Here is a 22,217-nt window from a genome sequence, read left to right as displayed (position 1 = left end):
TCAACTGTCGCTAGGCGAACCGCCTATGCCCAACCCACACAACAAGGTTCCGGGACTTCCCGCCCGTCGCGCCGCGCTCAAGCTGCTCGATGCGGTGCTGCGTCGGGGCGAGACGCTCGAACAGACCGAACATTCCGCGATGCAGGGCGTGCAGGGCCCCGCCGACCGCGCGCTGGCGCGGGCGATCGCGGGCGAGACACTGCGCTGGCTGACCGATCTCGATGCGCTGATCGACAGCGCTACCAAAAAGCGCCTGCCCGACGATGCGAAGCCGCGCACGTTGTTGCGCCTGATGCTGGCGCAGGCGCTGCGGCTCGACACGCCGGCGCATGCCGTGATCGCCACCGGGCTGGACCTGCTCGCCGGCGGGCCGCGCAGGCTGGCGCATGGCGTGTTTTCGACGCTGATGAAGCGCGAGGCGCGCTTGCCCGACGTGCCGACTCTGCCCGATGCGGTTCGACTACGCTGGGGCGAGCGGGCCGAGGCGATCGCGCCCGGCCTGATCCACCCGCCCGAGGTCGATCTGGCGCTCAAGCACACCGCCGAAACTGAGGAGCGCTGCAACGCCATGGGCGGCGTCAGCCTCACGCCCGGGCACATCCGGCTGCCACGCGGGACGCCGATCGACATGCTGCCGAGCTACGCCGACGGCGCATGGTGGGTGCAGGACCTCGCCGCGCAGATTCCGCCGCGCCTGCTCGGCGCTGGCGATGGAAAGCGCGCGCTCGACCTGTGCGCCGCGCCGGGTGGCAAATCGCTCGCGCTCGCGGCGCAAGGGTGGCAAGTCACCGCGCTCGACATCAGCGAGAAACGGCTCGATATGCTGCGCGACAACCTCAAGCGAACAGGGCTCGAGGCCGAGATCGTCAAGGCCGACGCAATGACCTACACCCCGGCTAAGCGCTTCGACGCAATCCTGCTCGACGCGCCCTGCACCGCCACCGGAACCTGCCGCCGTCACCCGGACGTGCTGCATCGGGTCGGGCCGCGCCAGATCGGCGAGCTGACCGAAATCCAGCATTCGCTGATCATGAAGGCGGTCGAATGGATGAGCGAGGGCACGGTGCTGGTTTACGCGGTGTGCTCTCTGGAGGCGGAAGAGGGCGAGGAGCAGGCGGCGTGGATCGATGCGACGTTCGATCTCGAGCCTATGCCGATCGCCTCAAGCGAGTTGGCGCAAGGGATCGAGCCGACTCCCGAGGGCTGGCTGCGGACCCATCCGGGCATGCTGGCGGATGATGGCGGTCTCGACGGATTCTTCGTCGCGCGGTGGCGGAAGCGCTAGGCCCACTCCATCGCGATGGTCGCGCAGGACCGTTCGAGCTGCGAGACCGACAGGGTCATCCGGTTCTCCGCGACGACATCGATCGAAATCTCGATAGGCGTGTCGAGCTCGATGTAGCGGTGCATATCCATTTCGGCGGACGTGATGGTGACCTGTCTGCCGTCGCACAGGAGGCAGGCAACTTGCCGCGCGACCTCCGCCAGATGCGGCGTGTTCACATGGTCGCCCGACCCGCTGAAATAGGGGTGGCCCGGCATCAGGCCGTTTTCCTTGGTGATGAGCGCGGTCGTTGTCAGCGAACCGTCTTGCTCGCGTAGCGGAGCAATCAAGGGCGGCTCAACGCTCGACAGGCCAAGCTGTTCGCGGGGAGCATAGTCGAATACGCCGGTCTCGGCGGCAGCATCGCGGGCCTTGACCTTGGACTTGTCGCGCCAGCTTTCGAAATCGCGCGTGCGGAAAACCACACCCCTGCCGCGAATGCGGGCGATCAGGCGGTCCTGCGCATCGAACAGCTCGATGGCAAATTCGAGCTTGTCGTTGTCATCGGTGCGCTCAAATAAACCTCGCGCAGCGATCCCGGCGGCGCGATCGCCGAGCACCCAGTCGGTCCACGTCAGCGCGCTCCACTTGCTGTCGTCACGCGTACCGGCCGCCTGCGTGGCCCCGACGCTGGTCCAGAAATTCTGGGTCTGGATGACGAGCGGATGCTGCGGCGGCAGCGCCAGCCATGGCCATTCGCGCACGTCCTGCGAACAGGCGAAGGCGACCGACCCATCGGCCCGAACCTCGTGGTCGGACGTGTAGGATCGGTCGAGCGCGGGCATGGGCGCTCAGGCGTCTTGCTTGACGTACTTCTGGAAGCTCTTGCGCAGCTTCATGATCTTGGGCGGGATCACCGCGAGGCAATAGGGATTCCGCTGGCCTTCGCCGTCCCAGTATTCCTGATGGTAGTCCTCCGCCGGATACCACGCATGGACCTGCTTGCCGTCGGCCAGTCCCTCGATCGTCGTCACCGCCATGGCGCCGTTTTCCGCGTTCCAGCGGCCGATCGCGGCCTTCGCCGCTTCGCCCTGTTCGTCCGACAGCGGGAAGATCGCCGAGCGGTATTGGGTGCCGATATCGTTGCCCTGCCGATTGAGCTGGGTCGGGTCGTGGGTGCCGAGGAATACGTCATAGATCTCCGCAAGGCTGATCTGGTCGGGATCGAACGTCACCCGGATGCCCTCGGCATGACCGGTGTTGCCGGTGCAGACCTCCTTGTAGGTCGGATCGGCCTTGTCCCCGCCGATATAACCGCTTTCGACTTCGCTGACGCCGATCACGTCGCGAAACACCGCTTCGGTGCACCAGAAGCACCCGCCTGCAATGATTGCCTGTTCCATCGTTCGATCTCCTGATTTCGACGAATGACATAGGAAGGTCGACCGAATTTGCCAGTGCCGCTCCTGCGCCTTGCCATCGCCTCTGCGAGGCGTAAGGACACCAGACAGGTTTTCACGAGAGAGGTCCCCGACGATGAAACTTGCCCTGCTTGCCCCCTTCGCCGCGCTTGCCGGTGCCGCTACTTTCGCCGCCAGCGCTCCTGCCATCGCCGACGACCATGCGTCTGCACCGAGCCTCGAAGAAGTGCTCGCACACGAACGCCGCGCCGACGATCGCGCGCGCGATCAGTATCGCAATCCAGCCGAAACGCTCGCTTTCTTCCGGATCGAGCCGACCATGACGGTCGCCGAATACGGCCCAGGCGGCGGCTGGTATACCCGCGTCCTCGCGCCCTATCTTATGCCCGCCGGCAAATACATCGCCTTCAACGGCGACAGCGATGCGCGCAGCTACAACAGCCGCGCACAGGAGGCTCGGGCCAAGGCCTGGACCGAGGATTTCAAGGCGGGCCTCGCCAGCGGCATGGGCGTCGAGCCGGACGCTGTGACCGCCTTCGAAACCGATGAAATGCCCGAGGACGTCGCCGGAACCGTCGATCGCGTGCTGATCTTCCGCTCGATGCACGGTCTCAACATCGGCAACAATGCCGACGATGTGCTCAAGGCCGCGCGCGTCATGCTCAAGGACGATGGTCTGGTTGGCGTCGTCCAGCACCGCGCGCCCGATGGTGCCAGCTACGACGATTATGGCGCGCGCCAGCGCGGCTACATGCGCGAGGCGGACGTGATCGCGATCTTCGCGGCCAATGGCTTCGAACTGGTCGAAAAGAGCGAGATCAACGCCAACTCCAAGGATCCGGCCAACTGGGAGCGCGGCGTGTGGACGCTGCCGCCGGTACTCGGGACCGGTCCTGACGATCCGCGCCGCAGCGAATATCTTGCGATCGGTGAAAGCGACCGGATGACACTGCTGTTCAAAAAGGCCGACTGAGCCCCATCGGGCCGGGCCTGGCGGGAGAGAAGCCATGACCAGACGCATACTTGCCAGCTTTGCGGCGATCGCCGCCATCGCCGCCTGCGCTCCGGCGGCGGAGAGCCACGAAGAGGCAGTCGGTGCAGCCTCGGCCAGCGACGCGTTGGCCGAAGTGCTGGCTTCCGACCTGCGCGCCGAAGATCGCGCGCGCGACCAGTATCGCCATCCGGGCGAAACGCTCGCTTTCTTCCGGATCGAGCCGACCATGACGGTCGCCGAATACGGCCCAGGCGGCGGCTGGTATACCCGCATCCTCGCGCCGTATCTGGTGCAGGACGGGCAGTATATCGCGGTCAATTTCCCGCCCGAGGGCGCGAGCAGCCTCGGCGAGGATTTCGTCGCGCGTGTCCGGCAGGGCGGCGAGACCTTTTCGGCGCGCCAGTCCGAAGCGATGCAGATCCCTGCGGAAAAGCTGCCGTTCCATTTCGGCAACGCGATTCCCGACGAGATCAACGGCACGGTCGACCGCGTGCTGATCTTCCGGATGATGCACAACCTCAAGCGCTGGGGCCTGGCCGACAGCGAGATCGAGGCGCTGTTCAAGGCGCTCAAGCCCGGCGGTCTGCTCGGCGTTGTGCAGCACCGTGCGAAGGCCGACGCGCCAGCCGAGTACGTCGACGGCAACAAGGGCTATCTCAAGGAGGACGAATTGATCGCGTTCTTCGAAGGCAAGGGGTTCGAGCTGGTCGGAACGTCCGAAATCAACGCCAACCCCAAGGACACCGCCGACTACGAGGCGGGCGTATGGACCCTGCCGCCGAGCTACGCGAAGGGCGACGAGGACCGCGCGAAGTACACCGAAATCGGCGAAAGCGACCGGATGACACTGCTGTTCCGCAAGCCGGAATGATCCGCTAGAGGCGGCGGTATGACCACCATCACCGTCGCCGCCCTACAGCTTGCGCTCAACCGGGATTCCGAAGCCGACAATATCGCGGCTGTCGCGACATTGGTCGAACAGGCGGCGGGCAAGGGCGCGCAGCTGATCATGCCGCCCGAGCTGTTTTCTGGCCCCTATTTCTGTCGCGACGAAGACGAGGCGCTGTTCGCGCTCGCCCGGCCCACCGCCGAACATCCGAGTGTCGTCGCGATGCGCGAGCTGGCGGCGCAGCTCAAGGTGACGATCCCGACCAGTTTCTTCGAGCGTGACGGACACCATTATTACAACACGCTGGCGATGATCGGTCCGGACGGTGCGATCATGGGCACCTATCGCAAGAGCCACATTCCCGATGGGCCGGGCTACGAGGAGAAGTTCTATTTCCGCCCGGGCAACGACGGGTTCAAGGTGTGGGACGTACCCGCGACCGGCGGCGCCGCGCGCGTGGGGGTCGGCATCTGCTGGGACCAGTGGTATCCGGAATGCGCACGGGTGATGGCGCTGAAGGGTGCAGAACTGCTGCTCTACCCCACCGCGATCGGCTCCGAACCCTACGACGCTGAGCTCGACACCAGCCGCATGTGGCGGCGCGCGATGATCGGGCACGCGGTTTCGAACTGCATGCCGGTGGCAGCGGCCAACCGGATCGGCGCAGAAGGTCCCGAGGGCGAGCAGAGCTTCTACGGCCATTCGTTCATTTCCGACGAGTGGGGCGACCTGGTCGAGCAGTTCGGCGCTGAGCACGAGGGCGTGCTGGTCGCCACGCTCGACCTCGAGCGGGCGCGCCAGCACCGCGCAGGAATGGGTTTCTTCCGCGATCGTCGCCCGCAGCTCTACGGGCGCATCTGCGAAGACGTGTGAGCAGCCTCTACCTGATTGGGCTCGGCAGCAACCGCCGGCACCACCTGTGCGGTCGTCCGCAGGCGGTGGTGCACGCGGCGATGGAAGAGCTGGCGGCGCTCGGCACGGTCGTCGCCCGCTCGCCGATCATCGCAGCCGCGCCGATGGGGGCGGCGCAGCGTCGCTTTGCCAATGCCGCCGCCATACTCGAAAGCGAGTACGATCCCCCCGCATTGCTCGCCGCGCTCAAGCGGATGGAGCGCGAGTTCGGCCGCCGTCCGGGGCGGCGCTGGGGCGACCGCGTGCTCGATTGCGATATCGTGCTGTGGAGCGGCGGGATCTGGTCGAGCGGGGAACTCGCCGTTCCTCACCCGCATTTCCGCGGGCGCGGTTTCGTGCTTCGTCCGGCTGCGGCGATTGCGCCCGGCTGGCGCGACCCCGTGTCCGGGCTGACGCTTGCGCAGCTCAATGCACGCTTGACCCGTCCGCGCCTACTGCCTAGGTGAGCGCTCCGTTCGGCCCCGCCCGGGATGCCGAAGCACCCCGTGGGGGCCGTTAGCTCAGTCGGTAGAGCAACTGACTTTTAATCAGTAGGTCGCAGGTTCGACCCCTGCACGGCTCACCATCCACGCCGCCATCCCAAGCCACCCGGAATGCCGGGCGATCGCGTCGCGGCGGAGCCAGGTTCTTCAGCCCGGGGTGCCCCTGCGATCGAGCCATTGCGCCGCCTTCACGCCGAACGTGATCAGGAACGGCACCAGCACCAGGCTTAGCGCGACCTTGGCGATCACTTGACCGATCAGCAGGTTGGTGATGTCGCGCTCGCCTGCAAACGCAAGAGTTACGAAAATAACCGAGTCGAGCGCTTGGCTTAAGGCCGAAGCGACTGCACCACGCGCCATCAGGCTGGACGTGCTCGCTTCGCCAGTTCCTCGCAATCGGTCGAAAATCCACACGTTGAGCAAAAGAGACACAAGGTACGCCGCTGGACCGGCTGCCATAATTCTTGGAGTAGTTGCATGGATGAGTTGGAAGGCCTCCAGACCTTCGGGCCACATTGCGGGGTCTGCCGGCAGCGCTAGCACAAAAAAGATAAGCACGATCGAGGCACCCAGCGGCAGAAAGCCCCACCAAACCAACTTATTGGCCATTTGCTTGCCATGAATCTGAGTGATTGCGCTTGAAAGCACCACGAGAACTAGAAACGCGAAAATTCCTGCCTCAACACCTAGGTTGGTCGGCCAAAGTTGCACCTGTTTGACGGCCAAGAAGCCTGCCAAGACTGTCATTCCGCCGTACAACAAGGCGAATACGAATAGACTTAGAGGGATTGAAACCGGCGAGGTTGTCATTGGTTCTGCGGCGGAGGTCGTTTCGCTCATCGCCAAGGGCGTAAGCGGTGCGTTTCGAAAAGAAAAGCCGGGCACGACCGGTTTGACCACAGGCTTTTCCACCGAACTGCCTGCTCCGATGCCCCGCCACGAGGCGTCGCTCCGCACGGGAGTTGCGCAAAACCCGACAAACTGCCACCCACGCGACTTGCGCGCGCCGGTCCGGCGCGGATTATGGTCCAGATTCAGACAATCATTCGGGGGCAGCGGCGGCGCCGTGAACGAAAGCACAATGTCCACATTGCTGAGCCTTGGCGGCATCGGCGCAATCCTGCTCATCGCCTTCCTGCTGTCTTCGGGCAAGAAACGGATCAACATGCGCGTCGTCGGAGCGGCATTCGCGCTGCAGGCGGCGATGGCTGTGCTGGTGCTGCGCACCGATTTCGGCGTGGCGGTGATCCAGGGTCTGTCGAATGGCGTGATCGCGCTGCTCGATTTCTCCAAGGTCGGCATCACCTCTGTATTCGGGCCGATGGAGGGCAATCCCTTCGCCAACACCTTCGTCATCGCCGCTTTGCCGGTGATTGTGTTCTTCGCCGCGATCGTGTCGATCCTCTATCACCTCGGCATCATGCAGCGGCTGGTGCGCTGGGTCGGCGGGGCGATCGGCTGGATCACCGGAATCAGCAAGGTCGAGGCGCTGGGCAGCGCCGCCAATATCTTCGTCGGCCAGTCGGAAAGCCCGCTGGTGGTGCGGCCCTACCTCGCCGCGCTGCCCCCTGCGCGGCTGTTCACGCTGATGACCGTCGGCATGGCGGGCGTCGCCGGAACGATCCTCGCCGCCTATGCCAGCTTCATCGGCGCCGAGGCCGTGCCGTTCCTGCTCGCCGCCGCGTTTATGTCGGCGCCGGGCGGAATCCTGATGGCCAAGATCATCATGCCCGACGATGTGGTGCGCGAACCTGCCGAGGGGCCGAGCGTCGCCTCGGTTGCGGGCGCGCGCGTCAAGCGCAAGGCCAACGTTCCCGCCGAGCTGGCGCGGGTCACGATGCTCGACAGCAATGGCGAGGAGCTCGAACTGCCGCAGTCGCGGATCAGCGCCGCCGGTCCGGCGGCCATCGTCGAGGGCGGCAAGCCCGGCGAGGTGGAGATGGCCGAAACTTTCGAGGAAGGGCACAAGCCAGCCAATATCATCGAAGCGGCGGCACAGGGCACCCAGACCGGCGTCAAGCTGGCGGTCGCGGTCGGCGCGATGGTGATGGTGTTCGTCGCGCTGGTGGCGCTGGCCAACGGGCTGCTCGGCGGGCTCGGCGCGGGCATCGTGTCGGGTGCCGAGGCGCTCGGTACGCCGCTCAGCGCCGAAGCCGCCACCTGGCTCAGCACGATCAGCTTCCAGAAGCTGCTGGGGTATGTGTTTGCACCGGTGATGTTCCTGATCGGGATTTCTGACTGGGACCAGGCGCAAATCGCGGGCGGGCTGTTCGGGACCAAGATCGTGCTGAACGAATTCGTCGCCTTCATCGATCTTGGCGCGATGACCGATGGGCAATTGACCGAGCGCAGCCGCGCGATCGTGACCTTTGCGCTGTGCGGTTTCGCCAATTTCTCCTCGATCGCGATCCAGATGGCGGTGACCGGCGGGCTTGCCCCCAACCAGCGTCCGGTGATTGCGAAGCTGGGGCTCAAGGCGCTGGCGGCGGGCAGCCTCGCCAACCTGATGAGCGCCGCGCTGGCGAGCCTGTTTCTGCCGCTTTGATTGTTGTCGCGGGCGGACCTCGTGCCTAATACAGGGCCATGACCGACACCGCCCCCGACATTGCCATCGTGTCCCTGGACAAGCCGCTCGAAGACATCGCCGACGAGCTGGGCCGCAGCTTTGCCGAATACGGCTTTGCGGTGATCCGCGACCACGGCATCCCGCAGGACCTGATCGACCGCGCCGAAGCCTCGTCGAAGGCGTTTTTCGCGCTCCCCGAAGAGGTCAAGCGATCCTACAGGATCGAAGGCGGTGGAGGCGCGCGCGGCTACACGCCGTTCGGCACCGAAAAGGCCAAGGACGCCGAAATCTTCGACCTCAAGGAGTTCTGGCACGTCGGGCGTTCGCTGCCCGCCGACCATCCGCTGGCGCAATACATGGCCCCCAATGTGTGGCCCGATGAAATCGCCGGATTTCGCGAGACATTCAGCGAGCTGTATGCCGCATTCGAACACGCCGGATCGCGCGTGCTCGAAGCGATCGCGCTGCATCTCGGGCTCGATCGCCAATTCTTTGCGGCCACAGTCGAAGACGGCAATTCGGTGATGCGGCTGCTGCACTATCCGCCGCTCGGCCCCGACGCGCCCGAAGGCGCGATCCGCGCCGCCGCGCACGGCGATATCAATACCATCACCCTGCTGCTCGGCGCGGAAGAGGCGGGGCTCGAACTGCTGACCAAAGCGGGCGAATGGCACGCGATCGATGTTCCCCCGGGCGGGCTGGTCATCAATGTCGGCGACATGCTCGAACGGCTGACCAATTGCCGGCTGCGTTCGACCACGCACCGGGTGGTCAATCCGCGCGGACCGGCCGCGTTGCGCTCGCGCTATTCGATGCCGTTCTTTCTCCATTTCCGGCCCGACTACCTGATCGAGCCGCTGGCGAGCTGCGTGTCGGCCGACGATCCGGATCCCCCGGCCGAATCGATCACCGCGCACGATTTTCTTCAACAGCGGCTGCGCGAAATCAATCTCGCCTAGCCACGCCCGCTGCTGCTGAGGCGCGGAAATACTCCCGGCTCGTTGCGCGCGCGCAACACATGGCGGCAAACCCACGCGAATCCTCGCCAAAGTGCCGCAAATTCCGTGAATTTGCGCGGCGCACCGGTTGCGCGACTCGGGCGTTTCATCGAACTGTCACAAAACAGTCGCTTTTGTGCAGTGCAACGCACCTAAGGGAGTGCGCACGCACTCCCATCCCATATGATTTCCTTTCCGACCCAGGGGCTCCTCAATGAAACTCAAATATCTCCTGGCAGCGAGCGTCGTCAGCCTCTCTGCCGCAACCACGATTGCAACTCCCGCCGCCGCGCAACAGATCACGTCGGGCGTCGAAGGCTCAGTGACCGACGCCGACGGCAACTCGCTGACGGGCGCAGTCGTCACCGTCACCGATACGCGCACCGGCAGCACCCGCACATCCACCACGGGCGCGAACGGCAGTTTCCGCATCCAGTCGCTTCAACCGGGCGGTCCCTACACCGTCACGGTCACCGCGGACGGATATGAAGGCCAGACGGTCGAAGACGTCTTCACCAACATTTCGGGCAACACCGGCTTCAACTTCGCGCTCGACGCGACGGCGGCGGGCGCTGCCGATAACGTGATCGTCGTCACCGGCGCGCGTGCACAGGTCTCCCAGGTCGCGGTCGGCCCGGGCACCGCGTTCGGCACCGAGACGCTCGAAGCGTTCCCGTCCATCACCCGCGACGTGCGCGACATCATCCGCATCGACCCGCGCGTGAGCATCGACCAGGCCAACGACGTCGATCGCATTTCCTGCCTCGGCGGCAACGACCGTTCGAACACCTTCACCGTCGACGGGATCGTCCAGGCTGACGTGTTCGGCCTCAACGGCACGCCGTTCGCCGCGCGCAACTCGCTGCCGCTGCCGTTCGACGTGGTCGACCAGGTTTCGGTCGAGTTCGCGCCGTTCGACGTCGAATATTCCGAATTCACCGGTTGTCTCGTCAACGTCGTGACCAAGTCCGGCGGCAACAAGTTCAGCGGCTCGGCCTTCATCACCTACTTCGATGAAGGGCTGTTCGCCGACAACCTCGACGGTCGCCAGCTGTCCGCAAACGAAGAAAAGCGCTGGGGCGCGACGCTGTCCGGTCCGATCATTCCCGATCGGCTGTTCTTCTCGTTCGGATACGAAGAGGCCGATCTTGGCCAGGGCAACAACGTCGGCCCGACCGGCGGCGGTTTCGCCGATGAAGAAAACTTCGTAACGCAGGCGCAGTTCGACGAGTTCGCGCGGATCGCGCGCGACGTCTACGGCCAGGACATCGGCGGCTATCCGACTTCGCTGGCAGAAGGCAACGTCCGCTATTTCGGCCGTCTCGACGCGATCATCACCGACGATCACCGCCTCGAAGCGACCTACCAGCGGCTCGAGGAGACCAATGTCGAGCCCGATTTCGGCGATCAGAACCTGGGCGGCCTCAACAGCTTCGAAGACGAAGGCACGATCTCGGACTACTACTCGGTCCGCCTCTATTCGACCTGGAGCGACACGATCTCGACCGAGCTGCGCCTCAGCCGCGCCGAAGTCGGCGACGTGCAGGGCCCGGTCGGCTTCGGTGAGGCACAGTCGGACGATCCGACCGTGCGTCTCGTGGTCGGGGTTGCTCCGGTAGCGGGTCAGACGACCCAGAACGGTATTCTCAGCACCGGCCCGGGCATTTTCCGCTCCGCCAACCAGCTCGATACCAAGATCGATCAGGCGCGGTTCCAGATCAATGTCGACGCCGGCAACGACCACTTCCTGAAGTTCGGGGCCGAGATCAACGATCTCGAAGTGTTCAACCTGTTCGCGATCAATGCGACGGGCACGCTGTATTTCCGCAACCTCGCCGATTTCGAAAACGGCCTCGTCGCCAGCGGCAACTTCTCGAGCGTTTTCGGTGACGTTGCCGACGAATTGATCGACGGCAACAGCCGTGGGCAGTTCCTCGGCGGCGGCGTAATCAACGCCACCCCGTCGGGCGATATCAACGAGGCTGCGGCGCTGTTCAGCCGCCGGATCTACTCGGTCTACGCACAGGACGAATGGCAGGCGACCGATCGGCTTTCGATCAATGCCGGTGTCCGCGTGCAGCTCTACGATGGTGATGCTCCGACGGCGAACCCCGAATTCCTCCGTCGCTACGGCTTCACCAACGCCAATTCGTTCGGCCGCATCGACACCGTGGTGTTGCCGCGCCTGTCGGCGACCTACGAATTCGATAACGACGGGTTCTTCTCGAACAGCCGTCTGACCGGCGGTGTCGGGATGTTCACCGGCGGCGATCCGGTGGTGTATTTCTCGAACGCGTTCTCGAACAACGGCTTCTCGACCGGCGAAGGCAGCACGTTCAGCTCCAGCTGCGCCGGCGTCCGGAACCCCAACGGTTCGTTCAGCGTACTTCAGAACGGCCAGTTCGCCGGCTTCCCGCAATGCGCGATCAACGCCGGTTCGGCGCAAGCTGCAGCCGGCCTTTCCGACACGCAGTCGACCGATCCCGAATTCGACGTGCCGACCGTGGTGCGCGCGAATGTCGGCTTCCAGACCGATTTCGGCACCGAAACCGGCTTCTTCAGCGACTGGCGTCTGAGCCTCGATTATATCTATTCGCGGTTTAACGACACGCTGAACTTCGTCGATCTTTCGCAGACCCCGGACATCCGCACCAACGGCGGTTTCACCGTCGATGGTCGTCCGATCTACGCCGCGATCGATCCGACGGCGACCGGATGCAATGCCGTGCTCGCAGGGACCGGTGGAACGCCGCCGGTATACAGCAATGTCACGGCAGCGTGTTTCAGCACCCGTCGCGATGACGAAATCCAGCTGACCAACGGGCCGAGCTACGACAGCCACGTGTTTTCGGCGATCCTGTCGAAGAATTTCCAGGGCGGGCTGTTCACCTCGGGCGGCGGCACCCGGATCAATCTCGGCTACGCTTTCACCGACTCGGAAAACAACCGCAACAACGGATCGTCGACCGCGACGTCGTCCTACGACATCACCACCGCGTTCGATCGCCAGGATCCTGCGGTGTCGACTTCCAACTTCGAAAACCGCCACAACTTCACCGCGGCGGTGAACTTCCGCGAGGAATTCTTCGAAGGGTACGATACCAATATCGGGTTCTTCTTCCGGGCGCGTTCGGGCTTGCCCTACAGCCTCACCTTCGATGGCGGCGGCGTGTTCAACGACAGCTCGTCGGGTTCGGACAACGCGCTGCTCTACATCCCGACCGGAGTTGGTGATCCGAACATTTCGCCGTCCTCGGACCCGGCTGCGGTGACTGCACTGCTCAACTACCTCGACACGAGCGAGGTCGGGAGCCAATGCAAGTTCACTCCGGGCGAGTCGATCGCGCGCAACACCTGCAACAACGACTGGTTCTTCGATCTCGATATGCGCATCAGCCAGGAACTGCCGTTCCTTGGCAGCCTGACCGGGATCACCGAAGACCGGATCGAGGTATTCGCCGACTTCTCGAACTTCCTCAACCTGCTCGACAGCAGCTGGAACGTGCTGCGTGCACGCGGCGATTTCGTCGACCTGGTCGATGGCGGTGTCGATGCGCAGGGACGCTACATCATCTCGGGCTTCAACCCGGACGATCAGAACTTCCTGAGCATCGGCCAGTCGGCCTGGCGGATCCAGATCGGTGCGCGTTACGAATTCTGATTCGTCGCACTGTCGATACAGAAAAAGCAGCGGGGCCTTCGGGCTCCGCTGTTTTTTTTTGCCGCGTCTCCGGCACCCGGCCGCGTCGCCCTGGCCGCTAGCCGCTAGCCTCGCCGAGCCGCTCCGTCCCGCCATCGCTGTCGTCGGCGCGATCGAGCAGCTCGCCGGCCAGCATCTCCCGCACGTCCCCTCCCAGATCGAGCCTCAGCGCACGTTCGAGCGCGGCGGCCTGGTCGCCCAGTTCGGGTTCGCCGAACATCGCTGCGGTTCCGGCCAGCTTGTGCACCGTCGCGGCGAGCTCGTCTCGCTGGGTAGCGCTGGCCGCAGCGGAGCCGAGCATCCCGCTGGCGAGCGCGGCGCGCACGGCTTCGATGGCGGCTTCGCGACGCTCCTGCCACCGCCGGGTCAGCTCGGGCGAGCGCATTTCGGTCGGCCGCCGCGATTTCGCTGGATTGGGTGTTTCGTCCTGCCCGCCGCTATCGCAATCCGCCACATCGGGGGCGCCATCCAGATCGATGATCCGGGTCGGCAGCCAGCGTTGCAGGGCTTTCGCGAGGTCCGCGAAATCGATCGGTTTGGCGAGATGCGCCTGCATTCCGGCAGTGCGCGCCTCGGCGATATCCTGCGGGAACGCATTGGCGGTCAGCGCGATGATCGGCAGCGTGCCCGGCCCGATGCCCTCGGCGCGGATCGCGCGGGTCGCCTCGTACCCGTCGCAGCCCGGCATCTGTATATCCATCAGCACGAGATCGTACGGGCGGTCCCGCATCAATCCGTCTATCACCAGCGAAATCGCTTCATTCCCGTCCTGCGCGATCTCGATCGAAAGGCCGCACCGCTCGAGCATCTCGACCATCAGTTCGCGGTTAACGTCGTGATCTTCCGCCAGCAGGATGCGCGCCGATTGCGGGAACATTTCGGGGCCGAGCAAGGGCGCGGATGGCTCGGCCTCGGCGGCGCAGTCCGGACTGGCTTGCGTGGCCGGAAGCGTGAGCGTGAAGCACGAACCGACACCGGGCTGGCTCTCGACATCGATGAACCCGCCGAGCAGTTCGGCCAGCTGGCGGCTGATCGATAGTCCCAGCCCGGTCCCGCCATAGCGTCGCGCGGTATCGCTCTCGCCCTGCGTGAACGGCTGGAAGATCGATTCGAGCCGGGCTGCGGTGATCCCGATCCCGGTGTCGGCGACGCGCACCGTGATCTCCTGATCGGTGACCGCGTAGCCGATGTGAATCTGGCCCTTTTCGGTGAACTTGACTGCGTTCCCGACGAGGTTCAGCACCATCTGGCGCAGCCGCAGGCCGTCGGTGGAGACCCAGGGCAGCTCGTCCGCGACGCTGCCATCGCGGCGCAATTCGCGCGCGACGTGCAGTTTCAGCCCCTTCTTCTCGGCTGCCTGGCGGTGCAGCGCAGCGCATTCCTCGATCGTCGCCGCCAGGTCCACCGGAGCGTGGTGGATCGCGATCTGTCCCGCCTCGATCTTCGACAGGTCGAGTATATCGTTGAGAAGCAGCATCATCGATCGCCCGGACTCGACGATCATCTGGATGTGGCGTCGCTGGTCCGCATCGAGATCGCCCTGCAGCATCAGCTCGGCGAACCCGAGCACCCCGTTCATCGGCGTGCGGATCTCGTGGCTCATGTTGGCGAGGAATTCGGACTTGGCGCGTGCGGCGTTTTCGGCGTGGCGCCTCGCGCCGGTCAGCTGCAGTTCGAGCTCGACCCGCTCGGTAACGTCGCGGATCGAAACCACGATACCTTCGCGCTCGCCGCTGTCGGGGTCGAGCGCGATCGCGCATTCCGCTTCGAGGAACACCGGGGTTCCAGCCGCGCTGTCGTGCAGCCGCCGATAGGTGAACCGCTCGTTTTCCGATTCCCCGTCGATCAGCCGTTGCTGCGCCTGCACGATCCGGTCGTGGGCGTCGGCATGGGCGCGATCGGATGGCCGCTGGCCCAGAAAGGTGTCGATCGGTTCGGCGAGCACGGTCGCGACCGAAGGCGAGGCATAGGTGCAGACCCCCGCCAGGTCGAAGCACATCAGCGCATCGGTGGCGTTTTCGGTCAGCAGCGCCAGTTCGCGCCGCCCGGAATCGAGCTCCTCCATGATCCGGTTGCGGCCCGCGAGCACCGCGGCGACCGGCAGGCCGGTGAGGAAATTGGCGGCGACGAAGGCCTGGATCAGGTGCAACCGGGTCTCATCGGAGGTGCTGGCCAGCGCGATCGGGCCGTAGCCCGCCCAGGTCATGGTGGTCGAAATCAGCGCGACCAAGGCGACGAACAGCGCCGTCCCCAGGCTGCCCAGCCTAAAGGCGTGCAGCAGGGTGATCGGCGGGATCAGGAACAGCAAGGGATAACCGGTCTGCCTGAACACCATGAAGACGAACACCGACCCGGTGATCAGCAGCGCGGTGCGTTCCGCCAGCTCGGCTCCGCGCGACCGGACCCGGTTTCGCAATGCGTCGAAGACCAGCAGCACGGTCGGGACGATCAGCACCATGCCCATGCTGTCAGTCAGGAGCCAGCTGACCACGCCGTCCCGGATCGCGGCACTGTCCGGCCCCATCGCGAACGCTGCGAGCGAGGCCGACAGGACCGGGCCGACCAGCCCTCCCGCCCACACGACACGGGCGAGATGTTCGATGCGCGTCATGTCGGGTCGCAGGCCGCAGCTTCGCCGGGTGAGCCAGGTAACCACCGCGATGTCGATCACGTTCGCGAACGAGAACACCGCAGCGACCTCTACGGCGGTGCCACCCATGGTGTTGCCGATGGTGCTGGCAGCCAGGATCGCGGCAAGAAACGGCAATTCGTTGGCGAGCCGCGCACGCAGCAGAAACGCCACCGCACAGGCATTGGGCAGCCACACCGCCGCAAGCGTCGAATCGAAGCGCAGCAACGACAGGCTCGCCACCGCAAGCAACCAGAAACATAGCGCGCCGATTGCCGCTGCAGCGAAGCTGCGCGCGTCCAAGCGGCCCAGCGCCCTGGCGCCGGGACCGACGATGCCCGTATCCCTCATCGCACGCTCGATTGGACGCTCCGTCGCATTGTAACCCGAGGCTCGCTATAGACCCGGAGCGTTACCGTAAGAGCGGCAATTGGCACCAAAACGGTCCGAATCGGAGCAGACGGGAGGGACGGACAGCGATGGCACGAGGGTATTCGGGCGTGAAGCGGCGGCCAAGCTGGCCGCTGATCTTCGCCATCATCCTGTTGCATATCGCTGCGATCTACGGGCTGGCGCGGGCGCTGGTTCCCGATTTCACCGCTTCGGTGGAGCGCGAGGTGGTGTCGGCCTTCACGGTAACGATCACCGCTCCGCCCGAGCCTCCGCCACCCGAAAACCGGCCCGAACCGGACGAGGGTGCGCAGGGTGATCCGGGAAAGGAGGCAGTGCCCCAGCCGGTCACCGCGCCGACGCCGCGGATCGAGCGCTCGCCCGAGCCGCGCCCACGGGCGTCCTCGACCGGGACCGCCAGCCGCTCGGGCGCGCGCGACAGCGGCGACGGCACCGGTGCGGCCGGTACCGGGCTCGGCACCGGCAGCGGCAATCGCGGCGGGGGCCGCGGCGGGATCGCGGTTTCCAAGCCGGTGCACATTTCGGGATCGATCAACAACGCGCGCGACTATCCGGTGCCGCCCGGCGGCCGCGCCGCGCGGCGCGGGACCGAGGTGATCGTGAAGGTCACCGTCGGCGTCGATGGCCGCGCGCGCAGCTGCTCGGTATACCGGCCCAGCCCCGATCCGGAAGCCGACCGGATTACCTGCCAGCTGGTCGAACAGCGGCTCGGTTTCCGCCCGGCGCAGGATGCGAATGGCAATCCGGTGGCCGCGCCGTTCTACTGGCGCCAGCGGTGGTTCTGACACGCCCGCACCAGCCGGCGCAGGTTGTGCACGGCGCGCTCAAAACCCGCTGGCCACGGCGGCGGGCGCTGGTATAGCGCCGGGCCATGGACACCCCCGTCACGATCCATCCGGTCATCCTGTGCGGCGGCAGCGGCACGCGGTTGTGGCCCGTCAGCCGCAAGGCCAAGCCCAAGCCGTTCCTGCCGCTGATCGGCGAAACGACGCTGTTCGAACAGGCCGTGGGACGCGTCGCCGGTCACGATCGGTTCGCCCCGCCGATGGTGGTTGCGGGCGCGCAGCACGTCGACCTGATCGAGGCGCAGATCGGGGCAGGGCGCGAACACCGGCTGGTGGTCGAGCCGATGGGGCGCAACACTGCCCCGGCGATCGCGCTTGCCGCCGCGCTGATCCCGGACGACGAGATCCTGCTGGTGTGCCCGAGCGACCATCATATCGCCGATGAAGCCGCGTTCCGCGCCGCCGCGCTCGCTGCCGCCGAACTGGCGCGTGACGACTGGCTGGTCTCGTTCGGGATCGCGCCGACGCATCCGGAAACCGGTTACGGCTATCTCCATCGCGGCGAAGCCTTGCCGGGCGGCTACCGCATCGCGCAATTCGTCGAAAAGCCCGACCTCGAAAGGGCAAAGGCCTATCTTGCCAGCGGCGAATACAGCTGGAACGGCGGGATCTTCGCCTTCCGCGCCGGAGCATTGCTGGTCGAACTGGCAGAGCATCGGCCGGCGATGGCGCAGCGCGTCGCTCAGGCGGTTGCCGGCGGGCGCGACGAGGGCTCGCGCTTCCATCCGGCAGCCGAGATATTCGCCGCAATCGAGGGCGACTCGATCGACTATGCGGTGATGGAAAACACCGCGCGCGCGGCGATGGTACCGGCGGATATGGGCTGGTCCGATATCGGCAACTGGGCAGCGCTCCACGATGCCCTGCCGCGCGACGACGCGGGCAACTCGGTGCGCGGAACCGCCGATCTCGCCGATTGCCGCAATGTCATGGCGTCGAGCGACGGTCCGCGCATTTCGGCGGTCGGTCTCGATGATGTGTGCATCATCGTCAGCGACGGTGAAGTGCTGGTAACCACCCGCGAGGGTGCGCAGAACGTAGGCAAGCTGCCGGGAGCGGCAAACCAGTGAGCGGTGCGCGGCGACTTCCCACCAAAATGGTCGAAAAGATCTGGGGTCGCGAGACGCTGCCCGCGCCCTTTGCCGCGCCGGATGGCAAGCGGATCGGTGAAATCTGGTTCGAGCCGCCCGCCGAACTGCCCGATCTGCTGGTGAAGTACCTGTTCACCAGCGAGAAGCTGTCGGTTCAGGTGCACCCCTCCGACGCCGATGCTCTCCCCGGCGAAAACGGCAAGGAGGAGTGCTGGCTGGTGCTCGACGCCGAGCCGGGCGCGCAACTGGCGATCGGTTTCGACGCGGCGATCGCGCCCGAGGAGATCGCCGCTGCCGCGCGGGACGGATCGATCGAGAACCTGCTGACCTGGCACGATGCAGCGCCGGGCGACGTGTTCTACCTGCCGGCGGGCACGGTGCACGCGATCGGGCCGGGCCTCGCGCTGGTGGAAGTACAGCAGACCAGCGATACCACCTTTCGGCTCTACGATTACGGTCGCCCCCGCGATCTGCATCTCGATCGTGCCGTGGCGGTGGCGCATGGCGCGCCCTACGGCCAGGAGCATCGCGGGTCGGTCGCGAGCCGTGGCACGACTCTGATCGACGGGGCGCATTTCCGGCTCGACCGGATCGAAGGCGCGCCCGATGCCTCGGTGCGCGCGGTCTATCCGGGCGGGCTGCTGGTGCTGCCGCTTGCGGGCGAGGTGCGGGCACGGGGCGATATCAGCGCCGGCGCGGGCGAGTGTCTCTACGCCCCGTCGCTCGACACGGTCGATTTCGGAGCTGCCGAGGTGACGCTGCTCTCGCGCTCCGCCTGAGCCGCCGCTTCGGAGATCAGCAATTCCTCGATTTCGCTGCGACCGTAGGGCTTGCTCAACAGTCGTTCGGCGCCGAGATCGGCAATCCGCCCTTCGATCTCGGCATAGCCCGTGGCGAGCACGAATCGCACGCCGCGTTCCCGCAGCAGCTTGGTCACCGGCTCGCTCGATTCGATTCCGAGATTGAAATCGACGATCGCGAGATCGGGGGTGCGCTGCCTGATTGCCTCGAGTGCACTCGCGACGCTGCCGGCAACCGATACCGATGGAACACCCAGCCGCTTGAGCGTTTCTTCGGTGTCGAGCGCGATGATCATGCTGTCCTCCACGACGAGAACGTGCTGCGGCAGCGCCATTCCTTCTGCCGCCTTGGGCTCGGATGTCGGAGCCCCCGCGACTGCACTGGTTTTCGACCCCTTGTTCTCGGTGAAGGGAACGATGAAGCGCTCGGGCACCAGGAAATCGGCCTCGAGGCCACTCAATTTGAACCGCAGATCGGATTCGCCCTTGAGCTCGAAGGGGATCGAGCGTTCGATGATGGTCGAACCGAAACCGCGGCGTTTGGGAGGCTTCACCGGAGGGCCGCCGCTTTCGCGCCAGCGGATTTCGAGATCGCCGGTTCGGTTGCGCGACAGATCGACCTTCAACGTGCCATGGCGATCGCACAGGCTGCCGTACTTCGCCGAATTGGTGACCAGTTCATGCACTACCAACGCCAGCACGGTGTAGGCCTCCGGCTTGACCAGTACTTCCTCCCCTTGCAGGTCGAACCTTTCGCGCTTTTCGCTGATGTAGGCTGCCAGTTCGGTTTCGAACAACGCAGAGAGCGGCGCGGGAGACCAGTTTTCGCGGGTGATGTTGTCGTGCGCGGAAGCCAGCGCGCTGATCCGGCCTCCGATGATCCCGGCAAAGCTCGCGACGTCGAGTGCATCATGCTGTGACTGCGTGACGAGACTGCGGATCAGGTTGAGGATGTTGCGCACCCGGTGATTGAGTTCGGCAATCAGCAATTCCTGCTGTTCCTGCGCGCGGGCGCGTTCGCGCGAGACCTCGTCGCTCATTCGCAGAACCACTTCGAGCAGCGTCACCCGCACGCTTTCGGCGATGGCCAATTCGTCTTCGCTCCAGTCCGCGCAGCGATGGCGGACGGTTTCCTCCCAGGCCGAAAAGCTCCCGCGCGGTTCGAGCCGTTCGCCCTGCGCGGCAACCGCTTTTTCGGGATTTCCTGCCCAAGTCACCGTCTGCGTAAGGGGGCGGCGCCACAACACCAGATAATCGCGCGCATTGCGCGACACCGGCAGGATCAGGGCACCTGCCAATTCGTCGGAAAACTCGCCTGCGATCGGAATCAGCTCGCGCAGCGACGAACTGGCGATAATCGTGCTGATAGGTGCGCCGGCCAGGCGTGGGACCATCCCGCAGAACTGGTCTTCACTGGGCGCAAGCCCGCGCGAACTGTACACGCCGTCGATCAGCATCGATGCGCCATCGTGATCGATGACGTCGCGCAGCACATCCTCGAGCATCGGCAGGCTGTCGGCCAGCGAAGTCCCCCCTGCGAGCCGCACCATCAATTGATCGTGCAGGTGCCTGCCGCGGGCACGCAGCGCTTCCGACCGGTTGATCAGCAACCGGTCGAGCATCATCGAAAACATCTGTCCGAACATCTCGGCTATGGTGCGCAGCGAATAGGGCGGCGTGAGCGGCGCGTAATGGTGGCACGAAATCATGCCCCACAACCGCCCCTGCCGCACGAGCGCGATCGCCATCGACGCATCGACGCCCATGTTGCGCATGTACCGCACATGCATTTCGGAATGGGCGCGCAGGACGCTCATCGACAGGTCGAGCGGCTCGCCGTCGATTGTTCGCACAGGTTCCACCGGGACCGGCTCTGCCCCCATGTCTGCGATGATCCGGACCTTGTTGCGGCGAAACAGCGCGCGCGCCTGCTGCGGGATGTCGGCCCGCGGATAGCGCAGGCCGAGATAGGGTTCGAGATCGTCGCGCCGGTCTTCGGCGATCACTTCCCCGCTCTCATCGGGGTGAAAACGGTAGATCATAACCCGGTCGTATCCGAGCATCTGGCGCACCAGCGTGGCAGCCTTGTCGCACAGCGTTTCCATGTCTCGAATGGGTTCGAGCTGCGCCAGCACCGGTCCGATCAGCGAAAGATGATCGGCATAATCGGCTTCGGCATGCGGCTCGAATTCGATCACGACCTTCCCGCCGCTGCAATGCAGCGCGCAATCGAACAGCGATCCACCGTGGGTGAGGCGCAGGCCGAACACCCGCTCGACCCCGTCATCGGAATCGAGCCGCCGGACCGCATCGCGCAGCGAATCGACCGCGCGGGGCTGGAACGTGTCTTCGAGCCGGCTGCCCACCACGGGATCGTGCTCCACCCCGAGCATTTCGGCGCAATTGGCGGAACGGTGCGCGATCAGCCAGTCGCCAGTGACCGCGATGAGACCCCCGATCGGCTGGATTGCCGAAATCAGATGAATCGCCTCGCGATCGCATTCGGTGAGGTCGGTTGATTGCGCTGGGATATTCATCAAGCGCGGGCCCCTTCGCGCACGGCCTCGCCCACTGGTTGCGCGCACCGGATGAAATGATCGAAGACCGCTTTAGCGGCGCTGCTCGCGCTTTCGACGTCGCTGGGTGAGGCTGGCCGTTCGAGGTCGCGGCGGAGGCCTTGCCAGAAGGCGAGCATCGTCTGATCGCCGAGAAAGCCGTGCGGCCAACCCGCGCTGCCTTTCAGGCGACCGCTGCGATCCAGCTCTTTCAGTATCGTGCGATTGCCGAGCGCCGAGCCTGCAAGCACCCATGCCGCACCGATCGCCCCAGCCTCCGAATGCCGCTGGGCCGCAGGCGCGAACGGCAGCCCGGCTGCAGGTTGCGGGGCACCCAATGCAGCGAGGTCCCGTACGATGAGCGAGCATTGCGGTGGGGGCTGCAGACGGGACGGCGCGTGGTCCGATAACCAGGCTTCGACCGGGGCGCGGCCCGCATATTGCAACGCCAGAAACGCCGCATAGTCAGTGCGAGACGTCCATCCGCCGAGCGATCGCATCGATCGATCGAGAATGTCGTGCGCGCCCGCCGTTTCGGCCCGCAGGTGCGCACGCAGATTGTCGGTACTCGCCGGGATGCCGATGGTCTCCATTCCTCGCTTCAGTGCTAGCCGCATTGTCCAAGGCGACCGCCCACTGCAGATGACAGATGCGCTGCGT

Annotated in this window: 17 protein-coding genes and 1 tRNA gene; 12 read left to right on the top strand and 6 right to left on the bottom strand. The window is 65.3% G+C overall.

Translation table 11 applies throughout. The features are described from left to right. The first annotated feature begins 25 nt into the window (after positions 1-25). Positions 26-1,285 (top strand): RsmB/NOP family class I SAM-dependent RNA methyltransferase, encoded by a 1,260-nt coding sequence (locus tag KDC96_RS10535; RefSeq protein ID WP_212448399.1) that lies wholly within the window; start codon positions 26-28, stop codon positions 1,283-1,285. On the opposite strand, the gene KDC96_RS10530 is transcribed toward KDC96_RS10535, so the two are convergent. Then, positions 1,282-2,109 (bottom strand): hypothetical protein, encoded by an 828-nt coding sequence (locus KDC96_RS10530; RefSeq protein ID WP_212448398.1) that lies wholly within the window; start codon positions 2,107-2,109, stop codon positions 1,282-1,284. The genes KDC96_RS10535 and KDC96_RS10530 overlap by 4 nt on opposite strands. A gap of 6 nt (positions 2,110-2,115) precedes the next feature. Next, complete coding sequence (gene msrA, locus KDC96_RS10525; RefSeq protein WP_212448397.1) at positions 2,116-2,667, bottom strand: peptide-methionine (S)-S-oxide reductase MsrA; 552 nt, start codon at positions 2,665-2,667, stop codon at positions 2,116-2,118. Positions 2,668-2,800: 133 nt separating this feature from the next. On the opposite strand from msrA, the gene KDC96_RS10520 reads away from it, so the two are divergent. From KDC96_RS10520 to KDC96_RS10500, 5 genes are all read left to right on the top strand, one after another. Next, entirely contained in the window at positions 2,801-3,658 is an 858-nt protein-coding gene (locus KDC96_RS10520; RefSeq protein WP_212448396.1) for a class I SAM-dependent methyltransferase, read from the top strand. A 34-nt stretch (positions 3,659-3,692) separates the two neighbouring features. Continuing rightward, positions 3,693-4,550, top strand: coding sequence for a class I SAM-dependent methyltransferase (locus KDC96_RS10515; protein ID WP_212448395.1), 858 nt, complete (start codon positions 3,693-3,695; stop codon positions 4,548-4,550). Positions 4,551-4,568: 18 nt separating this feature from the next. After that, positions 4,569-5,441 carry an N-carbamoylputrescine amidase gene (aguB, locus tag KDC96_RS10510; RefSeq protein WP_212448394.1) on the top strand — a complete coding sequence of 291 codons (873 nt, stop codon included), beginning with the start codon at positions 4,569-4,571 and terminating at the stop codon, positions 5,439-5,441. Then, positions 5,438-5,926, top strand: a complete 489-nt coding sequence (gene folK, locus KDC96_RS10505) for a 2-amino-4-hydroxy-6-hydroxymethyldihydropteridine diphosphokinase (RefSeq protein ID WP_212448393.1) — start codon at positions 5,438-5,440, stop codon at positions 5,924-5,926. The genes aguB and folK overlap by 4 nt, the downstream gene beginning before the upstream one ends. Before the next feature lie 43 nt (positions 5,927-5,969). After that, positions 5,970-6,045 (top strand) — tRNA-Lys (locus KDC96_RS10500). A gap of 64 nt (positions 6,046-6,109) precedes the next feature. Here KDC96_RS10500 and KDC96_RS10495 read toward each other — a convergent pair. Continuing rightward, on the bottom strand, positions 6,110-7,051 hold the full coding sequence (locus tag KDC96_RS10495; RefSeq protein WP_371815473.1) for a queuosine precursor transporter: 942 nt from the start codon (positions 7,049-7,051) through the stop codon (positions 6,110-6,112). Between KDC96_RS10495 and KDC96_RS10490 the strand changes: the two genes are divergently transcribed. The 3 genes from KDC96_RS10490 to KDC96_RS10480 all read left to right on the top strand — a co-directional run bounded on the left by KDC96_RS10490 (position 7,044) and on the right by KDC96_RS10480 (position 13,187). Continuing rightward, on the top strand, positions 7,044-8,507 hold the full coding sequence (locus KDC96_RS10490) for a NupC/NupG family nucleoside CNT transporter (RefSeq protein ID WP_212448392.1): 1,464 nt from the start codon (positions 7,044-7,046) through the stop codon (positions 8,505-8,507). The genes KDC96_RS10495 and KDC96_RS10490 overlap by 8 nt on opposite strands. 38 nt (positions 8,508-8,545) lie before the next feature. After that, positions 8,546-9,487 carry an isopenicillin N synthase family oxygenase gene (locus KDC96_RS10485; RefSeq protein WP_212448391.1) on the top strand — a complete coding sequence of 314 codons (942 nt, stop codon included), beginning with the start codon at positions 8,546-8,548 and terminating at the stop codon, positions 9,485-9,487. Between the two features lie 253 nt (positions 9,488-9,740). Continuing rightward, positions 9,741-13,187: a TonB-dependent receptor gene (locus tag KDC96_RS10480; protein WP_212448390.1), complete on the top strand. Its 3,447-nt coding sequence runs from the start codon at positions 9,741-9,743 to the stop codon at positions 13,185-13,187. Positions 13,188-13,284: 97 nt separating this feature from the next. Here KDC96_RS10480 and KDC96_RS10475 read toward each other — a convergent pair whose 3' ends face one another. Next, positions 13,285-16,206: an ATP-binding protein gene (locus KDC96_RS10475; protein ID WP_212448389.1), complete on the bottom strand. Its 2,922-nt coding sequence runs from the start codon at positions 16,204-16,206 to the stop codon at positions 13,285-13,287. A gap of 128 nt (positions 16,207-16,334) precedes the next feature. Here KDC96_RS10475 and KDC96_RS10470 point away from each other — a divergent pair, with 128 nt between their 5' ends. The 3 genes from KDC96_RS10470 to KDC96_RS10460 all read left to right on the top strand — a co-directional run bounded on the left by KDC96_RS10470 (position 16,335) and on the right by KDC96_RS10460 (position 18,981). Next, positions 16,335-17,051, top strand: a complete 717-nt coding sequence (locus tag KDC96_RS10470) for a TonB family protein (RefSeq protein WP_212448388.1) — start codon at positions 16,335-16,337, stop codon at positions 17,049-17,051. An 86-nt stretch (positions 17,052-17,137) separates the two neighbouring features. Then, a complete protein-coding gene (locus KDC96_RS10465; protein WP_212448387.1) occupies positions 17,138-18,181 on the top strand; it encodes a mannose-1-phosphate guanylyltransferase in 1,044 nt (347 codons plus the stop codon). A 26-nt stretch (positions 18,182-18,207) separates the two neighbouring features. Further along, positions 18,208-18,981: a class I mannose-6-phosphate isomerase gene (locus KDC96_RS10460; protein ID WP_212448386.1), complete on the top strand. Its 774-nt coding sequence runs from the start codon at positions 18,208-18,210 to the stop codon at positions 18,979-18,981. On the opposite strand, the gene KDC96_RS10455 is transcribed toward KDC96_RS10460, so the two are convergent. Both KDC96_RS10455 and KDC96_RS10450 read right to left on the bottom strand, forming a co-directional pair. Then, positions 18,912-21,539 carry an HWE histidine kinase domain-containing protein gene (locus KDC96_RS10455; RefSeq protein WP_212448385.1) on the bottom strand — a complete coding sequence of 876 codons (2,628 nt, stop codon included), beginning with the start codon at positions 21,537-21,539 and terminating at the stop codon, positions 18,912-18,914. The genes KDC96_RS10460 and KDC96_RS10455 overlap by 70 nt on opposite strands. Beyond that, a complete protein-coding gene (locus tag KDC96_RS10450) occupies positions 21,539-22,150 on the bottom strand; it encodes a biliverdin-producing heme oxygenase (RefSeq protein WP_212448384.1) in 612 nt (203 codons plus the stop codon). Before KDC96_RS10450 ends, KDC96_RS10455 begins: the two co-directional genes overlap by 1 nt. Between the last annotated feature and the right edge of the window lie 67 nt (positions 22,151-22,217).

Source organism: Erythrobacter sp. JK5 (assembly GCF_018205975.1).
In the GTDB taxonomy this organism is placed as follows: Bacteria; Pseudomonadota; Alphaproteobacteria; order Sphingomonadales; family Sphingomonadaceae; genus Erythrobacter.
This window is presented reverse-complemented; position numbering and strand designations above follow the sequence as displayed.